The 17,648-nt window shown below is 72.7% G+C and carries 10 protein-coding genes, 1 rRNA gene and 1 pseudogene; 10 read left to right on the plus strand and 2 right to left on the minus strand.

Features of this window, described 5'->3' with window-relative positions; translation table 11 throughout:
- Positions 1 to 31: 31 nt before the first annotated feature.
- From rrf to VTA80_RS20330, 6 genes and pseudogenes are all read left to right on the plus strand, one after another.
- A 5S ribosomal RNA gene (gene rrf / locus VTA80_RS20305) occupies positions 32 to 148 on the plus strand.
- A gap of 451 nt (positions 149 to 599) precedes the next feature.
- A complete protein-coding gene (locus tag VTA80_RS20310) occupies positions 600 to 1,463 on the plus strand; it encodes an HAD family hydrolase (protein ID WP_407342874.1) in 864 nt (287 codons plus the stop codon).
- A gap of 63 nt (positions 1,464 to 1,526) precedes the next feature.
- Positions 1,527 to 3,206: a phospholipase D family protein gene (locus tag VTA80_RS20315; RefSeq protein WP_407342875.1), complete on the plus strand. Its 1,680-nt coding sequence runs from the start codon at positions 1,527 to 1,529 to the stop codon at positions 3,204 to 3,206.
- Positions 3,207 to 3,315: 109 nt separating this feature from the next.
- A complete protein-coding gene (locus VTA80_RS20320; protein ID WP_407342876.1) occupies positions 3,316 to 3,621 on the plus strand; it encodes a hypothetical protein in 306 nt (101 codons plus the stop codon).
- Positions 3,622 to 3,709: 88 nt separating this feature from the next.
- A complete protein-coding gene (locus VTA80_RS20325; protein WP_407342877.1) occupies positions 3,710 to 7,123 on the plus strand; it encodes a GH36-type glycosyl hydrolase domain-containing protein in 3,414 nt (1,137 codons plus the stop codon).
- Positions 7,124 to 7,392: 269 nt separating this feature from the next.
- A pseudogene (locus VTA80_RS20330) lies at positions 7,393 to 8,367 on the plus strand (DUF222 domain-containing protein); the annotation flags it as partial.
- A gap of 492 nt (positions 8,368 to 8,859) precedes the next feature.
- On the opposite strand, the gene VTA80_RS20335 reads toward VTA80_RS20330, so the two are convergent.
- The gene (locus VTA80_RS20335; protein WP_407345827.1) at positions 8,860 to 10,158 is read right to left on the minus strand and encodes a GAF domain-containing protein; all 1,299 of its coding nucleotides are present in this window, start codon (positions 10,156 to 10,158) and stop codon (positions 8,860 to 8,862) included.
- A gap of 187 nt (positions 10,159 to 10,345) precedes the next feature.
- Between VTA80_RS20335 and VTA80_RS20340 the strand changes: the two genes are divergently transcribed.
- The 3 genes from VTA80_RS20340 to VTA80_RS20350 all read left to right on the plus strand — a co-directional run bounded on the left by VTA80_RS20340 (position 10,346) and on the right by VTA80_RS20350 (position 15,778).
- Positions 10,346 to 12,136 carry an NAD(P)-binding domain-containing protein gene (locus VTA80_RS20340; RefSeq protein WP_407342878.1) on the plus strand — a complete coding sequence of 597 codons (1,791 nt, stop codon included), beginning with the start codon at positions 10,346 to 10,348 and terminating at the stop codon, positions 12,134 to 12,136.
- A 151-nt stretch (positions 12,137 to 12,287) separates the two neighbouring features.
- Positions 12,288 to 14,468 (plus strand): glycosyltransferase, encoded by a 2,181-nt coding sequence (locus VTA80_RS20345; RefSeq protein ID WP_407342879.1) that lies wholly within the window; start codon positions 12,288 to 12,290, stop codon positions 14,466 to 14,468.
- Positions 14,465 to 15,778 carry a glycosyltransferase gene (locus VTA80_RS20350; RefSeq protein ID WP_407342880.1) on the plus strand — a complete coding sequence of 438 codons (1,314 nt, stop codon included), beginning with the start codon at positions 14,465 to 14,467 and terminating at the stop codon, positions 15,776 to 15,778. Before VTA80_RS20345 ends, VTA80_RS20350 begins: the two co-directional genes overlap by 4 nt.
- Before the next feature lie 55 nt (positions 15,779 to 15,833).
- Here VTA80_RS20350 and VTA80_RS20355 read toward each other — a convergent pair whose 3' ends face one another.
- Positions 15,834 to 16,457 (minus strand): NTP transferase domain-containing protein, encoded by a 624-nt coding sequence (locus VTA80_RS20355; RefSeq protein ID WP_407342881.1) that lies wholly within the window; start codon positions 16,455 to 16,457, stop codon positions 15,834 to 15,836.
- Positions 16,458 to 16,524: 67 nt separating this feature from the next.
- On the opposite strand from VTA80_RS20355, the gene VTA80_RS20360 reads away from it, so the two are divergent.
- Complete coding sequence (locus VTA80_RS20360; RefSeq protein WP_407342882.1) at positions 16,525 to 17,640, plus strand: XdhC family protein; 1,116 nt, start codon at positions 16,525 to 16,527, stop codon at positions 17,638 to 17,640.
- The last annotated feature ends 8 nt before the right edge of the window (positions 17,641 to 17,648 follow it).

The following is a 17,648-nucleotide window of genomic DNA, read 5'->3' on the forward strand; positions in this document are numbered from 1 at the left end:
AAAACACCGCAACCTGATATCTCCATAGAGTTACGGCGGTCATAGCGAGGGGGAAACGCCCGGTCCCATTCCGAACCCGGAAGCTAAGCCCCTCTGCGCCGATGGTACTGCACGGGAGACTGTGTGGGAGAGTAGGTCGCCGCCGGACAACCATTGAAAAGAAAGAGCCACCCCTCGGGTGGCTCTTTCTTTTTGCCCAAAACCAGAACCACAAGCCCACCAACACTGCGCGTGCGGAACAGAGGCTCGCCCACACCGCCGACACGGCAGCTACCGCCGAGTTCGCTGAGTCGGCTCGAGTTCGCCGGTCCAGACCAGCGAACTCGCACCGAAACAGCGAACTGACCTGGTCACTGCGGTTGCAACGGGTGGCGTCGGCCCGCTCGGACAGTCGCGTCGGCTTGCTCGGACGCGCCAGCTTGCTCGGACGCGCCAGCTTGCTCGGACGCGTCGGTTTGCTCGGACGCGCCAGCTTGCTCGGGGGGGGGCACCGCCACCGCCGGCGACCGCCCCGGTGCGCGTTCGGGAGATACTGGGGTCACAACCGCTTCTCGTACCCGGCGTCGTGCTGCCGGAAAAGTCTGGAGAACTGAGACTTCGTGCTCCACCCGTTCACTGCCCCACGCGCGCTGCGCATGGTCGCGACCGATCTCGACGGCACGATCATTCCGCACGGCCGGTCCATCTCGGACCGCACCCGCGCAGCCTTGACGGCGTGCGAGGCCGCGGGCGTGGTGGTCGTGTACGTCACCGGGCGTCCACCGCGGTGGTTGGCACCCGTGGTCGCGGCGACGTCGGCCTCGCGCTTCGCGATCTGTGCGAACGGGTCGATCACGCTCGACCTCGAGACGGACGCGGTCTTCGCGGTGCACCCGATCTCGAACGACGCCGTGCTCGAGGTGGCGCGCAGGCTACGCGCCGTCGTCCCCGATGTCGTGTTCGCGCTCGAGACCGCGCGTGGGATGCGCGTCGAGGCGGGGTACGACGAGGCGCGGAGCCCGAGCCCGGCCGAAGGGCTCGCGCCGGTGCGCGGAGCAGCCGAGAACCGGCGCGAGGCGCCGAGGCTGGCCGACCTGCTCGACGGTGATCCGATCATCAAGATCGTTGCCATCAGCCCGGGTTCGACCCCGGACGGGTTGCTCGCCGCGGGTCGACTCCAGGTGGCGGACCTGGTCGCGCCCACGCACTCGAGTCCCGGCATCGCTCTGCTGGAGATGGGGCCGCTCGGCGTGACCAAGGCGTCGAGCCTGGGAGAGTTCGCGCGGGCGCGAGGGATCGACGCGGCTGATGTGGTGACTTTCGGTGACATGCCGAACGACATCGAGATGCTGCGCTGGGCCGGTGCGGGCTACGCCATGTCCGGCGGGCACGCCGAGGCGATCGCTGCCGCGGACCACCTCGCGCCGCCGGCGGCCGACGACGGCGTCGCCCAGGTTCTCGAGGAGCTGTTGCGGCGCGCCTGACAGGGGGACGCCGCGGGGCTTACGTTGTGAGCACTTCGTCGGGGCTGAAGGAGCACGTCAGGGGTGAACGAGAAAGACGTCGCGACTGCGATCGCGCCTGAGTCGTGCCCTGTGGACGACGGTGACGCCGTCGAGCTCAGCCGCTGGTTCCTCACAGCTGCCGAGCGGGGCAACCGGTCGAGCGCGTTGGACCGTCGGCACGCCGATGGCGCGGCCTGGTCGACCGGGAACGCCGTGCAGGCGCTCGTGCACGGGGCGACCTACTTCCGCGAGCTGCTCGACGCCGTTGAGGCGATGCGAGCCGGTGATCGGCTGCTGTTCACGGTATGGCGCGGCGATCGCGACCAGCTGCTCGCCGGTCCGGGCACTGAGGTCGGCACCGTGTTCGCCGCCGCTGCCCGCCGTGGGGTGGACGTGCGCGGGCTCGTGTGGCGCTCGCACTCGGACCGGTTCCAGTTCAGCGCGACCGGCAACCGCCAGCTGAGCGAGCAGATCACGGCGGCCGGTGGCGAGGTGCTGCTCGACATGCGGGTGCGTCGGTTGGGATCGCACCACCAGAAGCTGGTCGTGCTGCGCCACCCGGACCGTCCGGAGCGGGACGTGGCCTTCATCGGGGGGATCGACCTGTGCCACGGGCGGCGGGACGACCGGCATCACTTCGGCGACCCGCAGAGCCAGCAGATGGCGACGACCTACGGTGCACGCCCCCCGTGGCACGACGTCCAGCTGGCGGTCCGTGGACCCGCTGTCGGTGATGCCGAGACCGTGTTCCGGGAGCGCTGGGCCGACCCGGCGGCGCTGAGCCGCAACCCGATCAATGTCGTCGCGGCGCGCCTGCGCGGTGAACGGCAGCACGGCCGGCCGCTCCCGGCCCAGCTGCCCGACCCCACCGCGCGCGGGTCGCAGGCCGTGCAGCTGCTCCGGACGTACCCGGCGCGTCATCCCGGCTACCCGTTCGCGCCGACCGGCGAGATGAGCATCGCGCGCGGGTACCGCAAGGCGCTCGCCCACGCGCACTCGCTGATCTATGTCGAGGACCAGTACCTGTGGTCGGCCAACGTCGCGCGCGCGTTCGCCGACGCCCTCGCGCGCGACCCGGCGTTGCACCTGATCGTCGTCATCCCCGCGGCGCCCGAGCAGTCGGGGCGTATCGCGGCCCCGCCGAGCCTGCGGGGGCGTGAGCCGGCGATGCGGCTGCTGCGGGCCGCCGGTGGCGACCGGGTCGCGATCTACAGCCTCGAGAACGACGCCGGCACACCGATCTACGTGCACGCGAAGATCTGCGTGATCGATGACACGTGGTCGTGCACCGGCTCGGACAACGCGAACCGCCGGTCCTGGACCCACGACAGCGAGCTGAGCTGTGCCGTGCTCGACGACGCCTCGGCCGCCGGCGCCGCCGGTTCGCTGCCGACCGCCGTTGCCCTGCGCCTCGAGCTCTCCCGCGAGCACCTCGGCCTGGACGACGACGCCGTGGGCGTCCCCGACCTGGACGACGACGCCTCGGGCACCCCCGACCTGCTGGATCCCGTCCTCGCGTTCGAGGCGTTCGCGCGGACGGCTGCTCGCCTCGACGCCTGGCATGCGGGTGGCCGTCGCGGTCCCCGGCCCCCCGGACAGCTGCGTCGCTACACGCAGGAGCCCTTGTCGTGGTCGACGCGGTTGTGGGCCAGCCCGTTGTACCGGGTGCTGTACGACCCTGACGGGCGCACCCTGCGGATGCGGCGCGCGCGCCGCTTCTGACCGCTGCCGTGGCGTTCGGGCGACGGGCCCGATCGGGGCGCGGCACCGGCGCGACGATCCAGGTACGGTCGGGCCTCAACGATGGGCGGGAGACGGCGAGGAGCGCAGCATGACCGAACGAGTGCAGCGGGCGGTCACGGACGCGATCGCTGACGCGATCGTGGACCTCGAGGCGTCCGCCGGTGAGCGCGTGCGATTCGACCCGGACCAGCTCACGGCCGTGCGCGCGCTCTCTCGCGACTCCACGTCCCGGGAGGCGGTCCTGGCGATCCTGCGCGAGCGCCTGAGCGTGGCGATCCTCGCGATGGAGCCGGCGTCCGCAGATCCCCCGGACTGGCACGACGCCCAGGCGGCCCAGGCCCTGCTCAGCCTGATCGAGTCCGAGGACGTCCCCGGGAGCTCGGTTCCTGGTTGACAGCGCGAGCCGACCGTCGGTGAGATGGCCCGGCTCTCCGGTTGATCGAAACATCTAGGCTTTATAGGGCTGTGGTAAACAAGACTTCATGACTTTTTCTCCCGATGGCGGGCGTCGGCCCTCTCCTGACCGAACCTTCCGCTCCGCCTCGGGGGTCTGGGCCCAGTTCACCGAGAGTGCCGCACTGCACCGCCTCGACGTCGGCGACCACAGCGTGCTGATGTACCCGTCCGACGACATCGAGGCGGGACCGGCGAACCTGTTTCTCCGGCTGCACCGGCCCGACGGCGTCGTGGTCACGCCGCTGCTGGGCCCCGCGAGCCCCGGCGCCGTCGACTGGACCGAGGCCGGCCCCGAGATCCGCGGCACCTGGCGTGACCTCAGCTTTCGGGTCTGCTTCGTGCTGGCCGCGACGGACACCGCATGGTTCTGGCACGTCGAGGTCACCAACAGCGGCGCCCTGCCCGTGACGGTCGACGTCGTCCACACCCAGGACGTGGCGCTGGCGCCGTACACAGAGCTGCGCGTCAACGAGTACTACGTCGCGCAGTACCTCGACCTGAACCCGATCCAGACCGGACCTGCCGGCACAGCGATCGCCGTCCGCCAGAACATGCCGGCGGCCCGCGCGCCGTGGCTGGTGCTGGGCTGCCTGCGCGAGGCCGTGGCCTGGGGCACCGACGCGCTCCAGCTCGTCGGGCGCGCGGGCCTCCGTGACGTCGTGCCGCCGGGATTGACCGCTGACCGTCTGCCGAGCAGCCGCCTGCAGCACGAGCACACGCTCGCCATGCTCCAGGACCGTCCGGAGCAGCTGGCCCCGGGCGCGATCCTGACCACGGGGTTCTACGGGATCTACCGGCCGGACCATCCCGAGGCCACCTCTCCCGCCGACGCTGCCGTCGCCGCGATCGCCGCGAGCCTGCCCGAGGCAGCGGCACCCACCGGTGCCGCACCGCCCGCGTACGAGGTGGTGGGATCGCTCTTCTCGAGCGCGCCGATCCTCGCCGCGCGTCCCCTCGACGAGCCCGCGCTGACCGCGCTCGCCGGTCCGGGGGTGCACCACGCCGAGCGGGAGGGCGACGACATGCTCGCGTTCTTCACGGACGACGGCACCCACGTCGTCACCGCGGCCAAGGAGCGCGCGGTGCTCCGGCCGCACGGCCACATCATGCGGACCGGTGACGGTCTGGTTCCCGACGAGTCGAGCCTGACCACGACCGCCTGGATGGCCGGGGTGTTCCACTCCCAGCTCACGCAGGGGCACGTCAGCCGTGACTCGCTGCTGTCGACACGGCGCGGCTACCTCGGCCTACGGCGTGCGTTCGGGCTGCGCGTCTTCGTCGAGTCCGCCGGTGCCTGGTCGCTGCTCGACGTCCCGAGCGCGTGGGCGCTCACACCCGACTCCTGCCGCTGGTGGTACGCGCACGACGGCGGCCTGCTCGAGGTCCGCTCGTTCGTGGCGGCCGACACGCACGAGGTCCGTCTGATCGTGCGCGTCGTGACCGGCGAGCCGGTGCGGGCGCTCGTGTGTGCGCACATCGCCTTCGGCGGGGACGACGGCGCCGATGCCGTGCTGTCGAACTTCGAGGTCGACCCGTTGGGCGTGACCGTGCGCGCCCCCGAGGGCTCCGCCATCACCGCGCGGTCGCCCGGTGCGTCGTTCCGGTTCGCCTGGGCCGACGGTGCGATCGAGACCGTGGCGCGAGACGCGGCGCTCTTCGCCGATGGGCTGACCCGTGAGGCGCCCTGGCTCACGCTGACGACCGCGCCGACCCGGCAGCTCGACGTGACGATCACGGCCGACGTCGTGCCGGCCGCCCGCCTCGCGGCGCAGGGCGCGGCCGAACCGACCTGGCCGGACTTCTGGGCCGGGATCACCGACGCGGTCGGTCTGCAGGCCCCGGTCGGGACCCCGTGGTCCGCCGAGGTCGACGAGCTGAATGCCGTCCTGCCGTGGTTCTCGCACGACGCCCTGATCCACTACCTCGCCCCGCGCGGGCTCGAGCAGTACACCGGTGGCGCGTGGGGGACCCGTGACGTGTGCCAGGGGCCGGTCGGCCTGCTGCTGGCGCTCGGCCAGACCGCGCCCCTGCGCGACCTCGTGCTGCGGGTGCTCCGGGGCCAGAACGCTCGGGGCGACTGGCCGCAGTGGTTCGAGTTCCTCGACCTGGACTCCGCCCAGGGGCAGTCGGCCGCGCACGGTGACGTCGTGTACTGGCCGCTGCTGGCGGTCGGGGAGTACCTCGCGACGACCGGGGACCGGAGCCTGCTCGACGAATCGGTCGCCTACGTGGGTGACGACGGACCGACGGCCCCGGCCCCGGTCCTCGACCACCTGCGGCGCGCGCTCGCGCACATCTCGGCGAGCACGGTGCCCGACAGCCCGCTGCCCGCGTACGGCAATGGCGACTGGAACGACTCCCTGCAGCCGGCCGATCCCGCGCTCGCTGCGCGACTGTGCTCGACCTGGACAGTGACCCAGCAGGTCTTCTCGCTGCGCACCCTCGCGGCTGCCCTGCGCGGGCTCGACCCGAGCGGGGTGCACGGGGCGGACGACCTGGCCGACGACGCCGTCGTGCAGGCCGATCGCAGCGCGGCCGCCCTGGACGAGCTGCTCGTGGGCGACGGGCTGCTGTGCGGGTACGGGCTGTTCCATGACGACGGGACCGTCGAGCACCTGGTGCACCCCTCCGACGAGCGAACCGGGCTGCGCTACTCGGTGCTGCCGATGATCAACGCGATCACGGGCGACCTGCTCAGCCCGGAGTCTGCCCGGACCCACCTCGACGCGATCGAGCAGCACCTGCTGGGTCCGGACGGGGCGCGGTTGTTCGACGCCCCGGCGCGCTATCAGGGTGGCCCGATGGAGGTGTTCAAGCGCGCCGAGGCGAGCACGTTCTTCGGTCGCGAGATCGGCATCATGTACACCCACGCGCACCTGCGGTACGCGGAGGCGCTCGCCAGGCACGGCGACGCGGAGAAGCTGTTGCCGGCGCTCATGCTGGCCAACCCGATCGGGATCGGCGGGCGCGTCGCCACGGCCGCGGCGCGGCAGTCGACGTGCTACTACTCGTCGTCGGACGCCGCCTTCACCGACCGGTACGACGCCGCCGCGCACTACGACCGGATCGGGACCGGCGAGGTCGCCCTGGAGGGCGGCTGGCGCGTGTACTCGTCCGGTCCGGGTCTGTTCCTTCGGCTGGTCGTCGAGACCCTGCTCGGGGTGCGTCGTCGCGGTGAGACGCTCGAGCTCGACCCGGTTCTGCCCTCGAGCCTCGACGGGCTCACCGCGACCGTGCCGCTGGACGGCCGAGCGCTGCACCTCACGTACACCGTGGGTCCGTCGGGCTGCGGGCCGGTCTCGGTCCTGCTCGACGGGGTACCGCTGACGACCACAGCGCTCGCGAACCCGTACCGGCGGCACGGGGTGTCGGTCGATCTCGCCGCGGTACGCGCGGCGCTGGACGCGGGCGGCGGCGCGCTGCAGGTCACCACGGCCTGACATCCTGCTCGCCCGCGCGTCGGGCGGGGCGGTGCCGTGTTGTGTTGACGGCGGTTTTCGTGCGTCGGGGGTGCGTGTGGGTGGCTCGTTCTAGAGTCATACACATGTTCGAACGACGTGGATCTCAGGGCATCGCGGCAGGTCAGCGGCCTGTGTGCGCCCCGGACCCCTCCGCGCAGACGCTCGCGCGCGGCGGCGAACCCACTCCGTGGGATGCACCCGCGCCGTGGGTCGAGCCGTCGGCGGACATCGCAGCCCTGTGGGCGGCGATGGACGCCGCGCTGGGTGAGCCGGTCGATCCGCGGGACTACGCGCAGGTCGCCGCTCAGCGGTTGGACGACTTTCACCTGGTGGAGCTGATCGCCCGGCTGGAACGCGACGCGTCCACCGCCCGCGCCGACCAGCTGGCCGCGATCGAGGTGCTGTCCCGGCGGGAGTCGATGAACCCGTACTGGCCCGTGAAGGTCTCTCAGCCGAACGTGGCCGGGGAAGAGGTCGCCGCCGCCCTGGGGACCTCCCGGCAGGCCGGACGGAACCTGGTGGACACCGCCCGACTGCTGGCCGGCCCGCTGACCCTGACCGGGGTCGCGTTGGAGGCCGGTCACATCGACTGGGGCAAAGCGAAGATCTTCGCCGCCGTCCTGGGTGACGTCGCGGTGCAGGTCGCGGTGGACGTGCAGGCCCGGGTGCTGCCCGGCGCGGGCCGGCGCACCCACGCCCAGCTACGCCGCGACCTGGCCAAAGCGTTGATCGTGGTGGACCCCACCGACGCCGAACAACGCACCATCCGCGCGGTCCAGGGCCGCCGGGTGTGCCACCCCAAGGTCCTACCCGACGGCATGGCCGGCATCTGGGCCGTCCTGCCCGGCGCGGTCGCCACCCAGATCGACACCGCCCTGAGCGCCGCCGCCCGCACCACCAAGACCACCGGCGACCCTCGCACCCCCGACCAGCTGCGCGCCGACGCGTTCACCACCGCCCTGCTCGGCCACCCGGCCACGGCGGACGTGGGCACGCCAGACGCGGGGGTGCGGGTCGACGTGACCGTGTCCCTGGCGACCCTGCTCGGCCTGGACGACAACCCCGGGGAGCTGGCCGGGTACGGGCCCATCACCGCGCAGACCGCCCGCCGGCTCGCCACCGCCGGGACGTGGCGGCGGCTGGTGACCGACCCGGTCACCGGCACCGTCCTGGACGTCGGTCGGACCCGCTACCACCCACCGGCCGACCTCGCCCGGATCGTGCGCGCCCGCGACCGGCAGTGCCTGTCCCCGATCTGCTCGATCCCCGCCCACCGGTGCGAGCTGGACCACCGCGAACCGTTCCACCCCGACGGCACCGGCGGAGCCACGTCCGCCGACAACCTCGGCAACCTGTGCAAACGCGACCACCTGATCAAAACCCACGCCCACTGGCGCCTGACCACCCGACCCGACGATCCGGGCACCTTCATCTGGACCACCCCGACCGGGCACACCTACACCCACCAACCCGAACCACCCCCGGCCACGAACCACCCCTGGACTGGGACCCCGAACCTCCCGAATCCGAACCCGTCGAGGACTGGGATCGGCAGCCGCCGTTCTGATCAGGACGCCTCCATCTCGCCTCAGGTGCGCCGCCGTGTGGCGGGAGCGGAAGCAGGCTGGAGGCGGCGCGGAGTTGACGCGGAAGCGGGCTGGAGGCGGCACGGGGCCAGAACGAAAGCGGAGCGGATATCGAGCGGACGCCGGAGGTCAGCTGAGAGCTCGACCGATTCGCCCCGCGCGCGACCGTGCTGCGAGGAACCCTGGATCACGCGGACCGACAAGGTGGCCAAGGGCGAGAACCGCCGCACCGTCGGCGGCGCCCATGTCGGTCGCGCACCAGCGTCGGATCAGGTCGGCCTGCCCGCTGGTGCGCACCGCGGCCCCGACAGCCGAGTTGAGCTCCTCGCGCAGCAGCGCGATCGCGAGGGTGGCGGAACGCGCCAACAACGGCGCCGAGTACAGGCTGAACGCGTCGCGCAGGCGCCCGGCCCGCAGCAGCCGGTGGACCCGGGCCGCGTCGGACGTGCCACGCACCTCGTCCACCAACCGGTACGGCTGGGCACTGAGGACGTCGCCGATCGCGGCCCGGATGCGATGCATCTCGACTCGGATCGTCGCGGGATTGCCCGTCTCCCCGTGCAGCTCGTACGCCAGCTCGTCTGCGCTCCAGCCACCGTCCCGCGAGTCCAGCAGCGCGAGGATCTCCGCGCGGCGCAGCGTCAGCCCGATCCGACCGCCGTCGGGCAGGACCGCAACTGGCTCCTCGCCCAGCAGGCGCAGCGACAGCGGTCGGGACCCCTGGTCCGCATGGTTGGCGTGCTCCCGGTCCGTCCGTCTCCCCGGGCCGGTCCGGGCGCCGTCGTGCGTGCGAAGCAGCTCCTCCGCGAGACGGACCCCGCACGTGATCAGCCGAAGGCTGTCCGGGGTCAGGGTGTGCAGCGGTCCGGAGATGTCCAGCACGCCCAGGACGCGGCCAGACCGCGGGTCACGGATGGGGGCGGCGGTGCACGCCCAGGCATGGTGGGTCCGCACGAGGTGCTCGCCGGAGAAGAGCTGGGCTGGGCGGCCGTTGACGACGACCTCGCTGATGGCGTTGGTCCCGACCCCCGACTCGGACCAGTCAGCTCCCTCGACGAACTCCAGGCGCTCTGCCTCGCGCAGCACGGCGCGGCTTCCGGCCCGCCACAGGACCTCGCCCGTCGCACCGGCGACCACCAGCAGGTGCTCGCCCGAGGTGGTCTCGTCCGCGAGCAGCGCGGTGAGCGCCGGGATCACGGCGCCGAGCCGGTGGTCCCGTCGCAGCGCCACGGTCTCGGCGACCTCGTGCACGTGCCTCGGGCTGTGCGCGTCGGGATTGACCCCGGCGGCGAGCGATCTCTGCCAGGAGTCGATCAGCCCAGGGGCGATCGCCTGCTGGGGCTGCCCGCTGATGGTCAGCTCATGGGCCCGGCGCAGCCACCGCGAGTACTCGGTCGGGGCGGAGAACCGTCGGTCGTCGTGGGCCATCGGGTGCCTCCTTGCACGTCCGGTGTGTGCTCACAGTAGGGGCCGCGACCGATCCCCGAGGTGTAACGCTGCTGCAACTGCCTGGGCCGTGTACTGGTGACGCAGGTCACATCTCGGCCCGCGGTGAGATCACCGCCGTCGGCCGCTGACCGGCTCAGCGAATTCTCGTGGACACGAAGGAGTGGACATGCCGGGTACACCCAACGACATCGTGCAGGCGTGGTTGACCGCGCTTGACGAGCGGCTGCAGGGCGGGGACGTCGACGGCGCCGTCGCGCTCTTCGATGAGGAATGCTTCTGGCGCGACTTCGTCGCGTTCACCTGGAACCTCAAGACGTGCGAGGGCAAGGACGAGATCCACCGGATGCTCACCGCGACGCTGGACGGCGTCCGGCCCGAGAAGTGGGCGCTTGCCGAGGACGCGACGGGCACGGCCGACGAGGCCGAGGCCTGGGTGACCTTCGAGACCGCCCAGGCGCGTGGCTACGCGCACCTGCGGCTGCGCAACGGGCTGTGCTGGACGCTGCTGACGACGATGCGCGAGCTCAAGGGCTTCGAGGAGAGGTCCGGGGTCCGCCGCGACCAGGGCGTCTCGCACGAGATCACCAAGGGGCGGCAGTCTTGGCTCGAAGCCAAGACTGCCCGCGAGGCGGCGCTCGGATACGACGAGCAGCCGTACTGCGTGATCGTCGGCGGGGGACAGGGCGGCATCGGACTCGCCTCCCGGCTGCGTCGGCTCGGAGTGCCCACGATCGTGGTCGAGAAGAACCCGCGGCCGGGAGACTCCTGGCGCAACCGCTACACGTCGCTGCACCTGCACGACCCGGTCTGGTACGACCACCTCCCGTACCTCGACTTCCCGGACGACTGGCCGGTGTTCGCCGCGAAGGACAAGATCGGCGACTGGCTCGAGCACTACACCCGGATCATGGAGCTCAACTACTGGACGAGCACCGAGTGCACCCACGCGGAGTTCGACGAGGCCAGCGGCGAGTGGGTGGTCGACGTCGTGCGCGAGGGCGAGAAGGTGACGCTGCGCCCGAAGCAGCTCGTGTTTGCGCTGGGGGTCTCGGGCTACCCGAACGTGCCGGCCTTCGAGGGCGCCGAGACGTTCCTGGGGGAGCAGCACCACTCGTCCAAGCACGCGGGGGGTGGGGACTGGACGGGCAAGCGCGCCGTCGTGATCGGGTCGAACAACTCTGCGCACGACATCTGCGCGGACCTGTGGGAGCACGGGGCCGACGTCACGATGGTCCAGCGCTCGTCGACGCACATCGCGCGCAGCGACTCGCTCATGGACCTGGCCCTGGGCGGGCTCTACTCCGAAAGGGCTCTGGCGGCAGGGGTCACCACCGCCAAGGCGGACCTGCTCTTCGCGTCGTTGCCCTACCGGATCCTCCCGGCGGCGCAGATCCCGGTCTACCAGGAGATGGCCGAGCGGGATGCGGAGTTCTACGCGCAGCTCGCGGCCGCCGGGTTCGACCTCGACTTCGGGGTTGACGGGTCCGGGCTGTTCGTGAAGTACCTGCGGCGCGGCTCCGGCTACTACATCGACGTGGGTGCCTCGCAGCTGCTCATCGACGGCCGGGTATCGCTCGCGTCGGGCCAGATCGCCAAGATCACGGGCGACGCGGTCGTGCTCGACGACGGCACCGAACTGCCCGCGGAGCTGATCGTGTACGCGACCGGGTACGGCTCGATGAACAACTGGTTGGCCGACCTGATCTCGCCCGAGGTGGCCGACGCCGTCGGCAAGTGCTGGGGCTACGGGTCGGACACGCCCAAGGACCCCGGACCGTGGGAGGGCGAGCTCCGCAACATGTGGAAGCCGACCAACGTGCCCCAGCTCTGGATCCACGGAGGCAACCTCCACCAGAGCCGGCACTACTCCGCCTACCTGGCCCTGCAGCTCAAGGCGCGGATGGAGGGACTGGACACGCCGGTGTACGAGCTCCAGCCGTCGTACTTCACGCACTAGTCGTCAGCCGCCGGGCCCGGGTCGCTCGAACCGGGCCCGGCGGGCGACGGCCCCCTCCTGCGGGGGCCCGCGCGGAATGAAACGATCGGTGGACGGCTTGACGAAGCGGGACCGCAGAACCGGCGGCGTCCGCAACCGAGGGAGACACACCGTGGGAACACAGCGCGCGCTCGACGCGGTGCGGCAGGCCACCTCCCTTCTCGTCGCCATCCGGTGCGCCGACGAGCTCACCGTCGCCGCGAGCCGGGACGGCGGTCCGCGCGCGGTCCGGTTCCTCGTCTCCGCCGCGACCGATCCGACGGACCAGCTCACCGCGATCGCGGCGGTCCACGCGCTGGCCCAGGTATTCGACCGCTCCGCCGACGAGGCGCTGGTCGACCTCCTGGCGAACGCCGCTCCGTTCCTGCGCGAGCACGCCGCCTGGGCGCTCGGCACCGGGCTGCCCCGGCTGGACGCGATCGCGGGACTCGTGACGATGATCGCCGACGGCGGCTTCCCCGGGATGCTCGCGCAGCGCACCCTCGAGCAGTGGGGCGCCTCCGCGCCCGACCATGTCGCGCTCGCGCTCGAGGGAGCGCTGCTCGGCGTGGACGACCCGCAGTCGCGGGCCCGCCTGGTCGAGACGATGGGCCTCGTGCCCGGGCGCATCCCCGAGCGGGTCCTGCGGGGCGCAGCCCTCGACGCGGGCGAGTCGCCCGAGGTGCGCGCCGCCGGGGTCGCGGGGCTCGGCGACCGCACCCCGACCGCTGCGGTGCTCGCGGGGCTGGCCGTCCTCGCGGAGGCGAACGACGAGCTCGCCGACGTGGCCCGCCTTGCGCTGTTCGACCTCACCGCCCCGCCCGCTGGTGGCGCGCGGTCGAACCAGGGGCTGACGATCGCGCAGCTGTTCCTGCACGCGGACATCGACCGGGACCTCGCGCAGGTCGGTGCAGGGGACAACGGTGGCATCGCGACCCTGCTCGTGCGGCTCGGCGATGCGCTCGTGGCGGGCGACGCCGCCGAGGCCTCCGGAACCTCCCCGATCGAGCGGGTCGTGACCATCTCGCGGGGCCGCCCCGACGAGGCGTTCGCATGCCTGACCGACATCGGCGCCACCGTGCCCGGCCACTCGTTCGCGGCAGTGCCCTTCCTCGGCGAGCCCGTCCCCTCGGTCGACACCTGGCCGCAGCGGATCGCGGCCCAGCGAGGGATCCGGCGGGTGCTACGCGCGGCGGGCCCGGTCGACGTGATCCACCTGCGCATGGCCGACGTCGGCTCGCTCGCCGCCGCGACCGTGGCGCGGGAGCACGACGTACCGGTCGTCTTCACCGTGGCACCGGACCCGCACGCGGCCATCGACGCGCTCGCGGCCGCGGGCACCCTCACGCGCGCGAACTTCGGCACCGCCGACTCCGAGGAGCACTACTGGTTCCGTGTCCGGCTCGTCCAGCGGATCAGCGCCGATGCGGCTCACCTCGTGCTCTTTCCCCGCCCGCACCTCGAGCGAGACCTGCGCGAGCTCCTCGGGCTCGACCGCGCCTCCCAGCCGGAGCGGTTCTCGGTGGTCGCCGAGGGCATCGACCTGACGGTCATCGACAGCGCGCTGGCCGACGCGCGCGCGCCCGAGCCGGCCCCCTTCGCGGAGCTCGACGCGCTGCTCGCCACGCTGCCGCCCGAGCGGCGCGGGCTGCCGCTCGCGCTCACCGTCGGGCGGCTGCACCGCGTCAAGGGCATGGCCACCCTGGTCGAGGCATGGGCCGCGCAGCCTGAGCTGTACGAGCGCTGCAACCTGCTCGTCGTCGGTGGTGACCTCGAGCGGCCGTCGGCGGCCGAGCGCGAGCAGCTGCTCCGCATCGAGGCGGTCGTCCCCCTCGGCGACGCGCCCCGCCGTGGCCTGCTGCTGGCGGGCCATCGGGCGAACGGGACGGTCGCGCGGTGGCTCGCCGCCGCGCGCCTCGGTCGGCCCGGCCTCGCTGCGCCGCACGGCGTGTACGTCTGCGCCAGCCTGAAGGAGGAGTTCGGGATCGCGCTGCTCGAGGCCATGGCCACCGGGCTCGCCGTCGTGGCCCCGGCGTCGGGCGGCCCGGCCACGTACGTCGAGGAGGGGGTCACCGGCGCTCTCGTGGACACGAGCGACCACGCGGCGCTCGCGACCGGGATCGCCGCAGCCCTGGACCTCGCGACCGGACCGCGCGGCGAGAGCGGCGCGGCGCGCGGGCAGGCGATGGTGCGTGCGCAGTTCACGATCCAGGCGATGGCGGCATCCCTGTCCGGCGCGTACCGCGAGGTCGCCCTGGCAGACCGGGTCGTGGCCGTCGACCGCTCCGCGCCCTGGGCGATGATGAACTCATGACGCTGCTGATCATCAGCCCCGACTACGCCTCGCACCTGTACCCGCTCGCCACGCTCGGCACCGCCTGGCTCGCAGCGGGGGAGCGGGTGGTGGTCGCGAGCGGTCCTGCGACGGCCGGCATCGTCGGCGCGTTCGGCTTCGAGCGAGAGAACCTCCAGCTGGGTCGCGGGTCCAACCCCGGGGTGATCCGGGCGGAGCAGCAGCCTGCAGGCGAGGACGACGCGTTGCGCGGGTTCTTCGCCGCCACCCGCGGGGGGATGGTGCCCACGCTCCGTTTCCAGGCCCAGGCGCGCAACGCCGACCTGCTGTGGAACCCGGTCGCGACCGCTCACGCCGTGCGGCGGCTCGTGGAGCGGGTGCAGCCGGACCAGGTGATCGTGGACCACCTGGCCTTCAGTGCCCGGCTCGCGCTGAAGAGTGCCGGGATCCGCCACGCCGACGTCGTCCTGGGACACCCGACCGCGCTCACCGTCGGTGAGGAGATCTACGGCTACCCGTCGAGCTGGCCGGCGTGCTTCGATCCGGACCGCGACGAGCTGGCCACGCTCCATCGGCTCTGTGGGGACGTGCGCGACAGCTTCACCTCCCAGTGGAACGACGCCCTCACGCTGCTCGACGCGGGTGCGGACGCGAGCGAGGACGCGTTCACGGAGACCGGCGACGTGCTCTTGCTGAACTACCCGGCCGAGCTCCACGGCCGCACGCGCAGCGAGCTGCTCCCGGAGCACGCCTTCCTCGGCTCGGCCGTGCGGGCCGAGGCGGTGGACGACGACGTCGAGCGCTGGCTCGCGAGCAGTGACGTGCCGGTCGTGTACGTCAGCTTCGGCAGCTTCCTGTCGGTGCGCTCCGACGTGCTCGCGCGTGTCGCCGAGGCACTGCGCGGGCTCGGGGTCCGGGTCGCGCTCGCGACCGGGTCGACCCGCGCCGCGGAGCTGGGCGGCGTCCCGAAGTCCTGGCTCGTGCGGGAGTTCCTGCCGCAGGTGCGGCTGCTGGACGCGGCGGTGCTCGCGGTCTCGCACGGCGGCAACAACTCGGTGACCGAGGCGATGACTGCCGGTGTCCCGCTGCTCCTGCTGCCGTTCTCGACCGACCAGTTCGCCGGCGCCGCGGCGCTCGACGATGCCGGGTTCGGGCTGACCCTTGACCCGAACACCGCTACCGCGGGCGAGCTCCGCGAGGCCGCGAGCCGCCTGCTCAGGCTCGACGCTGAGCCCCGCGGCCGGCTCGACCGGCTCAGCGCGTCCCTCGCGGGTGTGCCCGGGGCCCAGCGCGCGTGGGAGACCCTGCTTGGTGCCCCGGCCGCGCACTGACGGCACGCCGCGGATGCTCGCAGCGTCAGCGTCAGCGTCAGCGTCAGTTTCAGGTTCAGTGCCGGTCGATGTCGAGGCCCGTGCCCAGGTCGGCGCACTCGATCTCGTCGACCTGCCGGGCCGCGAGATAGTCGCGCGCCCCCGTGTCCCCGGTGAGCTCGATCAGGAGCGGTCCCCAGTGCCGGCGGCCCAGCACGACCGGATGGCCGGGCCGGCCGCCGAAGACCGCGCGGCGCAGCGTGCCGTCGGAGATCCGGCCGCCGCTCTCGCCGTCGGGGGACAGGAGCCGAGCCACGAGGTCGCCGGTGAGGTCGGGCACGTCGACAGGGACGACGACGACGGCGCTGGGCTCGGGCGCGATCGTGCTCGCCGCACGCAGTCCGGCGCGCAGCGAGGCGGACAGGCCCGTGGCCCAGTCCTGCGCTCGCACGACGAGCAGCCCGGCCGACGGGTCGAGCAGCTCCTCGGCCGCGTCGGCGTCGGCGCCGAGCACCACCAGCACGGGTGCGCAGCCACCGTCGGCGAGCGCCTGGACTGCTCGCCGGAGCCACGACGTGTCGTCGGCGTCGTGGGCGAGCGCCTTCGGCCCCCCGTAGCGACTCCCGCCCCCGGCTGCCAGCACCAGTCCGGCGACCGGTGGGTGCGGCAGGGGTGCGCGGCGGGTGTCGATGTTCGTCATCGTAGGCGCCAAGGGCGTACGGCGAGCGTGTGCGAGGCTGCCGCCATGTCCGTCATCGGAGCGTCGCATGCTTGAGCTCGCGGGCCAGCTGCTGGACGCGCTCGACTCGGGGCACCGTCTGGCCGTCGCCACGGTCACCCGGGTGCTCGGGAGCGCGCCGCGCACCCTCGGCACGGCGATGGCCGTCTCCGAGGCAGGGACCGTCGTGGGGAGCATCTCCGGCGGCTGCGTCGAGGGTGAGGTGTACTCGGTGGCCGGCGAGGTCCTCGCCGAGGGGCGACCGGTGCTCACCGCATTCGGCGTCACCGACGACGACGCGTTCGCCGCGGGCCTGAGCTGCGGGGGGAGCATCGAGGTGTTCGTCACCGAGCTGGCCGGGGGCGGCGGTCGGAACGTGCTGAGCGCCGCGGTCCGTGCGGAGCTCGAAGCCGCCAGGCGTGGCGAGCCGGCCGGGCTGGCGATCGTCGTCGAGGGCCCGGGCGCCGGGACGATCCTGCCCGCCGGTGTGCACGACGACGGACCCGAGGTCCCGGACGGCGACCTCGACGATGAGGCCCTGCGGCGGATCACGGCCGAGCTGCGGGCGCGCCTGGCGAGCGGCTCGACCGCCACCGGAGTGCTCGCGTGCGGCGAGCGCGAGGCACGCGTGCTCTACGTGGTGGCCACGACTCCGCCTCGACTCCTGATCTTCGGGGCGGTCGATTTCGCCGCCGCGCTGTGCGACGCCGGGGCGCTGCTGGGCTACCGCGTCACCGTGTGTGACGCCCGCGCCGTGTTCGCGACCGCCGCGCGCTTCCCCTCGGCGCACGACGTGGTGGTCCAGTGGCCGGCCGACTACCTGGCCAGCACTGTCGTCGACGCCCGGACGGTCGTGGTGGTCCTCACGCACGACGAGAAGTTCGACCTGCCCCTGCTCGCCGTGGCCCTCCGGCTCGACGTCGGCTACGTCGGCGCCATGGGCTCGCGCCGCACGCACGAGCGGCGGGCCGCCCGGCTCGTCGCGGCGGGGATCGGCGTCGATGACCTGGCGCGGCTGCACTCGCCGATCGGCCTCGATCTCGGCGCCAGCGCACCCGCCGAGACCGCTGTCTCGATCCTTGCCGAGGTGATCGCGGCGCGGACAGGCGCGCCAGGTGGACCCCTTGCCCTGGTTGACGGTCCGATCCACCGCGTGCGGGCCTGACCGCAAGC

The organism is Pengzhenrongella phosphoraccumulans (assembly GCF_045689905.1).
Lineage (GTDB): Bacteria > Actinomycetota > Actinomycetes > Actinomycetales > Cellulomonadaceae > Pengzhenrongella > Pengzhenrongella phosphoraccumulans.

What these genes read in the sequence shown, in the direction of transcription:
- VTA80_RS20320 (WP_407342876.1), top strand. Translation starts at nt 3,316, where the DNA reads ATGACCGAACGAGTGCAGCGGGCGGTCACGGACGCGATCGCTGACGCG.
- VTA80_RS20325 (WP_407342877.1), top strand. Translation starts at nt 3,710, where the DNA reads ATGACTTTTTCTCCCGATGGCGGGCGTCGGCCCTCTCCTGACCGAACC.
- VTA80_RS20335 (WP_407345827.1), bottom strand. Translation starts at nt 10,158, where the DNA reads ATGGCCCACGACGACCGACGGTTCTCCGCCCCGACCGAGTACTCGCGG.
- VTA80_RS20340 (WP_407342878.1), top strand. Translation starts at nt 10,346, where the DNA reads ATGCCGGGTACACCCAACGACATCGTGCAGGCGTGGTTGACCGCGCTT.
- VTA80_RS20350 (WP_407342880.1), top strand. Translation starts at nt 14,465, where the DNA reads ATGACGCTGCTGATCATCAGCCCCGACTACGCCTCGCACCTGTACCCG.
- VTA80_RS20355 (WP_407342881.1), bottom strand. Translation starts at nt 16,457, where the DNA reads ATGACGAACATCGACACCCGCCGCGCACCCCTGCCGCACCCACCGGTC.
- VTA80_RS20360 (WP_407342882.1), top strand. Translation starts at nt 16,525, where the DNA reads ATGCTTGAGCTCGCGGGCCAGCTGCTGGACGCGCTCGACTCGGGGCAC.